The sequence below is a fragment of the Neobacillus bataviensis LMG 21833 genome (assembly GCF_000307875.1).
Classification (GTDB): domain Bacteria; phylum Bacillota; class Bacilli; order Bacillales; family Cytobacillaceae; genus Neobacillus; species Neobacillus bataviensis.
The window spans coordinates 1-6,766 of the sequence record NZ_AJLS01000145.1 but is presented as its reverse complement, the minus strand read 5'-3'; the positions used below and the strand labels follow the sequence as shown (position 1 = coordinate 6,766).

At 41.1% G+C, this 6,766-nt stretch carries 11 protein-coding genes; 5 read left to right on the top strand and 6 right to left on the bottom strand.

Translation table 11 applies throughout. The features are described 5' to 3' along the window. Window positions 1-120: 120 nt before the first annotated feature. Both erpA and BABA_RS22955 read right to left on the bottom strand, forming a co-directional pair. Window positions 121-486, bottom strand: a complete 366-nt coding sequence (gene erpA, locus BABA_RS22960) for an iron-sulfur cluster insertion protein ErpA (protein WP_007087651.1) — start codon at window positions 484-486, stop codon at window positions 121-123. A 129-nt stretch (window positions 487-615) separates the two neighbouring features. After that, window positions 616-855, bottom strand: a complete 240-nt coding sequence (locus tag BABA_RS22955; RefSeq protein WP_007087650.1) for a YuzB family protein — start codon at window positions 853-855, stop codon at window positions 616-618. A gap of 201 nt (window positions 856-1,056) precedes the next feature. Between BABA_RS22955 and BABA_RS22950 the strand changes: the two genes are divergently transcribed. Then, window positions 1,057-2,124, top strand: coding sequence for an NAD(P)/FAD-dependent oxidoreductase (locus tag BABA_RS22950; protein WP_007087649.1), 1,068 nt, complete (start codon window positions 1,057-1,059; stop codon window positions 2,122-2,124). A 35-nt stretch (window positions 2,125-2,159) separates the two neighbouring features. Here the strand turns inward: BABA_RS22950 and BABA_RS22945 are convergent, their stop codons facing one another. Then, window positions 2,160-2,486 (bottom strand): YuzD family protein, encoded by a 327-nt coding sequence (locus tag BABA_RS22945; RefSeq protein ID WP_007087648.1) that lies wholly within the window; start codon window positions 2,484-2,486, stop codon window positions 2,160-2,162. A gap of 140 nt (window positions 2,487-2,626) precedes the next feature. On the opposite strand from BABA_RS22945, the gene BABA_RS22940 reads away from it, so the two are divergent. Then, window positions 2,627-2,863, top strand: a complete 237-nt coding sequence (locus BABA_RS22940; protein ID WP_007087647.1) for a NifU family protein — start codon at window positions 2,627-2,629, stop codon at window positions 2,861-2,863. Window positions 2,864-2,909: 46 nt separating this feature from the next. Here the strand turns inward: BABA_RS22940 and yutH are convergent, their stop codons facing one another. Beyond that, window positions 2,910-3,923 carry a spore coat putative kinase YutH gene (gene yutH, locus BABA_RS22935; protein WP_007087646.1) on the bottom strand — a complete coding sequence of 338 codons (1,014 nt, stop codon included), beginning with the start codon at window positions 3,921-3,923 and terminating at the stop codon, window positions 2,910-2,912. 181 nt (window positions 3,924-4,104) lie between these two features. Between yutH and BABA_RS22930 the strand changes: the two genes are divergently transcribed. Beyond that, window positions 4,105-4,617 carry a phosphatidylglycerophosphatase A family protein gene (locus BABA_RS22930; protein WP_007087645.1) on the top strand — a complete coding sequence of 171 codons (513 nt, stop codon included), beginning with the start codon at window positions 4,105-4,107 and terminating at the stop codon, window positions 4,615-4,617. Between the two features lie 38 nt (window positions 4,618-4,655). On the opposite strand, the gene BABA_RS22925 is transcribed toward BABA_RS22930, so the two are convergent. Then, on the bottom strand, window positions 4,656-5,420 hold the full coding sequence (locus tag BABA_RS22925; protein ID WP_007087644.1) for a TIGR01457 family HAD-type hydrolase: 765 nt from the start codon (window positions 5,418-5,420) through the stop codon (window positions 4,656-4,658). A 58-nt stretch (window positions 5,421-5,478) separates the two neighbouring features. Next, complete coding sequence (locus tag BABA_RS22920; RefSeq protein ID WP_007087643.1) at window positions 5,479-5,916, bottom strand: DUF86 domain-containing protein; 438 nt, start codon at window positions 5,914-5,916, stop codon at window positions 5,479-5,481. 157 nt (window positions 5,917-6,073) lie between these two features. On the opposite strand from BABA_RS22920, the gene BABA_RS22915 reads away from it, so the two are divergent. Continuing rightward, complete coding sequence (locus BABA_RS22915) at window positions 6,074-6,340, top strand: DUF3055 domain-containing protein (RefSeq protein WP_007087642.1); 267 nt, start codon at window positions 6,074-6,076, stop codon at window positions 6,338-6,340. A 62-nt stretch (window positions 6,341-6,402) separates the two neighbouring features. Continuing rightward, window positions 6,403-6,690, top strand: coding sequence for a hypothetical protein (locus BABA_RS22910; RefSeq protein ID WP_007087641.1), 288 nt, complete (start codon window positions 6,403-6,405; stop codon window positions 6,688-6,690). The last annotated feature ends 76 nt before the right edge of the window (window positions 6,691-6,766 follow it).

The following is a 6,766-nucleotide window of genomic DNA, read 5'->3' as shown; positions in this document are numbered from 1 at the left end:
ACGAGCCGGCGAGAAGGTTGCTCTTTAACCTTCTTGACGGATTGGCTTATGACCCCGAGCCCCTAGGCGCTGTAGCTGGACAATGATAAAAGGCGCCCAACTGGGCGCCTTTTATCATTATTAGCATTCTTCTGGTGACCCTTGAGCCGTTGCTGTCCGAAACGAGGAACCGCAGCCGCAGGATGCAATGGCGTTCGGGTTTTCAATCGTAAACCCGCCGCCCATCATGGACTCTTTATAATCAATTTTTGTGCCTTGGAGAATCGCAGCACTTTCTTTATCAACTAACACTTGGATTCCGTGCTGCTCAAACTGAAGGTCATCCTCGTTTACCTCGTGTTCAAAGCCCATGCCGTAAGACAAGCCGCTGCAGCCGCCGCCCTTTACACTAACGCGTAAAAAAGCACCTTCTTCTTCATTATGCTTCATCATTTCTTTTACGTGTAGTGATGCCGCTTCCGTTACAATTACCACTTCGTTACTCATTTAAACTCCCCCTTTTGCCTGAGGCCTTTATTATAGTATATACACTTGGCACTCCGTACTCAAATGTTTAGATTCTTATTTTTAACATATGATACCTATATAAAAAGGGAGCGGCATGCTCCCTATTAATTAAAACATTGGGTTTTCCTCGAGGTATTGATAAATGTTGTCGACCAGTTCATCTGGTGTGTTTCCTGTTACGACTTCTCCGTTTACTAATGCATAAAGAGTCATGGCACATTTCCCGCAATACCCGAGGCATCCATATTCAATAATATCCAAGTTTGGATCTTTTTGTAGTTTTTCAAGTGCCCTTTGAGCACCGTTTGCCAAGTTGCTAATACAAAATTCAATGATTGGTTTAAACATTGCTTTCACTCTCCACAACTACTTATCCTACTCTATTTACCGTTTTCAGTCAATTACCATGTTCTTGGTATACGTGTCAAGAACAGGATGAAAAATGTTGTTATTTCGACACAACTTAGATATACTCGTATGTGGTTATTAAAACGGAAAATTATCTTAGAATACTTATGAAAACCGGTTAGAACAAAGGGGAATAAAAAAATGAAAAACCTTGTCATTCTTGGAGGGGGATATGGCGGGATGAAGATATTAAGCGAACTTCTTCCTAACCATTTACCTGAGGACGTAACGATCACATTAGTCGACCGAGTCCCTTACCACTGCTTAAAAACTGAGTATTACGCATTAGCGGCCGGCACGATTTCCGATAAAGAAGTACGCGTTGCTTTTCCCGAACATCCTCGTTTGGTGGTAAAGTACGGCGAAGTTACTGGGATAGATACTACTGGTCGAAAAATAAACATGGCGGACGGTGAACAACTTGCCTATGATGACCTGATTATCGGTCTTGGTTGTGAGGATAAGTATCATGGCGTACCGGGGGCTGAACAATTTACCTACAGTATCCAAAGCATTGAAAAAGCCCGTCACACTTACTCCGTGTTAAATAATCTTGGCCCTGGCTCTGTGGTAGGTATTGTCGGTGCCGGCTTAAGCGGAGTTGAATTAGCGAGTGAATTAAGCGAAAGCCGTGAAGACCTGAATATCAAATTATTTGACCGTGGGAAGCATATTCTTTCCGCATTTCCGGAGCGGTTAAGTAAATATGTCGAAAATTGGTTTGTTAGAAACAATGTTGAGATTATTAATAATTCCAATATTACCAAGGTGGAAGAAAATCGTTTATACAATCATGATGTGCCAATTGAATGTGATGTCATCGTTTGGACGGCAGGTATTCAAGCCAATAAAATCGCCCGTGACATGGATGGGGAAAAAGATCGATCAGGAAGGCTAATTGTAACCAAACACCATCATCTACCAACTGATGAACATATTTTTATCGTTGGAGACTGCGCCAGTTCCCCACATGCCCCTAGTGCCCAACTAGCGGAAGGACAGGCCGAACAAATTGCAGAGGTATTGAAGAAACGCTGGAATGGTGAACCAGTACCTGAAAGTTTCCCTCCAATCAAATTAAAAGGCGTTCTTGGCTCTCTTGGAAAAAAACAAGGCTTTGGGATGATGGCTGACCATGCGATTACAGGACGTGTCGCTAGGATGTTAAAATCTGGTATCTTGTGGATGTATAAATTCCATAATGGATGATAAAAAGAAGAAGCATTCCGTGAAGGATGCTTCTTTTACATCGCTTTATACCCATATTTCTCAAGTTCCGCAAAAACGGTTTTTAAGCGTGGATTGCCTTCGCCGACGATTTTTTCTTTTATGACGACGACTGGATAAAACATGTCCTCATCGATCACTCTTTGGGCAAAGCTTAATTTTTCACTCTCACCGGTGGGCTGGTAAATATCCACATAGGTCATCTTAAACGGTTGTTCAGGGAATTTTCTAGCAATCGCTGCTTCCAGCCATTCAAATGTTTCTTTGGAAGAAGGTAAATTCACACAGCTTGGGCATAATGTTTGTGCCCCATAAAGAACAATTTCCACTTCATTGCTGTTCATAAAAATCATTCCTGTCGTTTTTCTTTTATTTTACTATAAATACTAGGGAAATGTCTGTAATTGTGTATTTTCCTAATTTCTGAGAATGGATTTTTACTACGGATGACATTATAATGTAAGTAGGAAAGGAGTCGATTAACATGGAAGAACAAGAAATGTTTGGGCAAGTTCAAGAAGTATTAGATAAATTACGTCCATTTCTTCTTCGCGATGGCGGGGATTGCGAATTAGTAGATGTAGAGGATGGTATTGTTAAGCTCCGCTTACTTGGTGCCTGCGGCAGCTGCCCAAGTTCTACAATCACATTAAAAGCCGGCATCGAAAGAGCTCTTTTAGAAGAAGTTCCAGGTGTTGTAGAAGTAGAACAGGTTTTTTAAAAAATGTAATCAAAGCGATTGCCTCAGGCGGCAATCGCTTTATTTATTAACCAAAAAGCCACTCTAGCTGCGGCAAGTTCACCTGTTTTATTGGCGCACCCGATAGTTGAAAGAAACCTGCCAAAAACCGCTCATATTCACCTGATTGTCGCAAAATCTTACTAAGCCTCTCCTCCAACACCTTTTTTTCCTGTTCAGAACTGGTGATATAGTAGCTCTCAACACAGTCAAAATAATGAAGTGGAAAAACAAGTCGTGAATAAAGTAAACGCCAAGAAAAGGACGATAACGGCGAAATGCTTTGGTATTCCTCGAAAAACTGCCTTAATTCCACATCATACGTCTGGATATTGCGAAAATACCTTTCCCTTGTCCATTCAGCCAAATCACGGCTTCGATGGTCAAACACCCAGTCAAACGGATTTTTAATCGTATATTGACTATGGGGTCCCCATGTTTTATTGGTAAAACGTTCATGACAAACTGTACCGCTATCTGTTTCTACCGGTTCATCATCAATCTCAGTATCAACTAAATATTGAATTGCATTTTCCGTTAGTCCAAGGTAATAAGGAAAAGAGTCAATAAACATCCGTTCAAACTCATCCTCAGGTGTTTGAAAGAGGAGACCATTCCAAACCCCCTCCATTTGCTCAAGGCGCTTTTCCCACAACGACTTCCATTCCCCAATCCTGCTTGATCGTTCGATTTGAAAAGGAACCCTCCGGCCACGCTCATGGAATTTAGCCAGCTTCCGGCCCAATTTTATCTTTCGCTGCTCTTCCATCTGCCGGTTGGCTAACACACAATATTTATTTTGTTCCCATGTTGTAATTAACTGACCTTCCTTCGATGGCAGAAAGATGGGAACATGTTGGTCACCATAATTCCGTAAATGCTCCGCAATTTTTTCAAGCTCGGTAATATCAGCCTCTTCCTTACCTATCGGTCTAGAAATTAAATACAGCCAGCCATTACCCCGAAGCGCATCAAAAGCATCTAATTTTACATATTCCTCTACCGTAATTCCATATTGGTTTTCAAGCATTTTTTGAAGCATCTTTAGTCCCACCTTTTTTCAGACCTTCTCTACTGTCATGTATATGTAAGGATTTCGAAAAACTTGTTGTTTTTAAAAGAGAACTCCCAGTTTACAAAGGATTTTTCCATTCGAAATTGCATATATTATGGAAATGAAGTATATAATTAGTCAAAATCCAAAGAAAAGGTGATCATAGAATATGGCAGACGACAAAAAAGTGGATCTATCCGAAGAAACTGCACGCAGATGGCTGAAAGAACGTGGGGTTGAAATCCAAGACATGGCCGATTTAGTCTTCTTTTTGCAGGAAAAATATCATGAAAATTTGAAAATGGAAGATTGCATCGCAAACGTCGAACGAGTCCTTTCGAAACGAGAGGTACAAAATGCCATCCTAACAGGAATCCAGCTTGATATGCTCGCTGAAAAAGGCATGCTGGAAGAGCCTTTGCAATCCATCATCGGAACAGATGAAAGTCTCTACGGTGTCGACGAAATCTTGGCCTTTTCGATTGTGAATGTATATGGTTCCATCGGCTTTACCAACTATGGATACATTGATAAACTAAAGCCGGGGATTTTAGCACATTTAAATGATAAATCAACAGGGGAATGCCATACCTTTTTAGATGATATTGTTGGGGCAATTGCCGCTGCCGCTTCAAGCAGACTAGCACATAGGGCAGCACGGGCTGAAAAGGAAAAATCATAATAAACAAAAAGGATGGGAGATGCCCCCCATCCTTTTTGTTATAATTCCCATTCATCCAATGTATTGATTGAATAGGTCGGCATCCGGTCATAACCGGCAAGCAATTCTTTTGTCGTGACACCTGTATGAACCAATAAGGTATCCATACCGGCATTCATTCCCGCTAAAATATCAGTATCATAATAATCACCAACCATTAGCGTTTCTTCCTTTGCCGTTCCTAACACCTTTAAGGCCTGTTCCATAATAATCGATTCCGGCTTGCCAATAAAAATGGGCTTTGTTTGGGTGGAAACGGTAATGACCGATGTCAGTGACCCGTTACCCGGAAGCAGCCCTCTTTCGGTAGGGAGAGCTATGTCCCCATTTGTAGAAATAAACGTTGCCCCATTGCGGACAGCTAGACAAGCTACCGCTAATTTTTCATAGTTAATTTCACGGTCGATCCCTACAACGACAAAATCGGCATCCTCGCCTGCAAATGGTAATCCTTTCTCTTCAATAGCGGTCCGAATTCCCTCTTCGCCAATCACATAAACGGAAGCGTCATTCTTTCGTTCATATATATAATTGGCCGTTGCCTGACTCGTCGTAAACACGAGTTTATCCTCTGCGGGAATATCAAAGTCATTAAGCTTTTCAGCCACCTGTGCCGGCGTTCTTGATGAATTATTGGTCACAAATAAATAAGGGATTCCGTGATGATGAAGTTTTTTAACAAAGTCAGATGCCGCCTCAATTCGCTCTGTTCCTTTGTACATGGTTCCATCTAAATCAATTAAATAGCCTTTATATTTTTTCAAGTTCAATCACTCCTAAACATATCTTTCCCATCAAAAAAGAAAAAGACCGCACTCACGGTCAATTTTTAAACGCTGAAACCGGTCCTAATTCATTTATGAGATAATCGCGGACATTCGCAGAGAAACCCTCTAATTCCGGCAGATACTGAGAAAATTGCGCCTGTAATTCGCGATGGTCAATTTCGATGTAATCATGGACAAGCATTTTTCGATATTGTATGAGAATTTTAAAACGAGTGCCTGTTTCAGCCGTGATCACTTTCTCATCGATTAAAATGTCGATAATATCTTCATAACTGCCTGGATCACGCATGATAAAACCATCAATCATGGCATTCCCAACATCCAACACCGCTTCAAGCATCATTTGACATAAGCGCTCTAATGCTATCAGTTCTAATGGTGCAGACCAGTTTTTTTGGCCGCGGAAGAGGTTGATTAGGTTTTCTAAATAGTGTAACGTCGCTTCAATTTTTTCTCTATCAACAAAATACATCCAGCCCACTCCTCTATGTAGTCATTCCAATTTATTGTACCACATTCCTTGTCCGGTTCGTATTTTTTCAGGACAGCAGAAATCAGTGAAACATGCCCCAAAATTTGTTACTATATAGAGGATGAAAAACAGTTCTAACCACAAAGGAGATCAATTCATGACAGAACGCTATTATTTATACGATGATACAGAAGATACGAAAACCAGATTTATCAGCTTTGTTGGCGAAAATCAGCGCTTTGATTTAGCCATTATTCAAACCAACCGCCATTATGGAAAGAGCCTAGTTCTGGATATACAGGGGAATCGTTTTGCCATCATTGGACATGATGATCTGGAGGAAGAAGGCTATTTAGAATTTGCTTTTCAATTAAACGAGGAAGATGCCGAGGAACTGCGCTCCTTCTTAACTGAAATCATCTAATCCACACATGATTTTCACCCCACCTTGCAATACTAATATGCAAAGGGTAAAGGAGTGAAAGCATGGGAAATAAAGACTCTGAGAAATATACGGAATTATCAAATGTAGAAAAGCAACATAATTTCCTCACGGCTCAAGAATTTCCGGAAGGTCCGTTTGGTTCTCCAATTAGAAAAGATGATCCGGTGCAAAATAAGAGCACACCTTGGAAAGAAGGGCAGCGGAAATATAGTGCCTTTAATTATGAATTCAAATCACTGCATCAGGATTTACCAAGACAAATGGAGGGTGCACATCCAACCCATGATGATCCGGATACCGACATACAGGAGCCTTATTCAGAGGGTTAAAAAAGAAAAGCGGAAGCGCCATGGTCAGCGGCGTATGGCCTGGAGCTCTCCAACTGAGATAAAGGAAACACGAAGA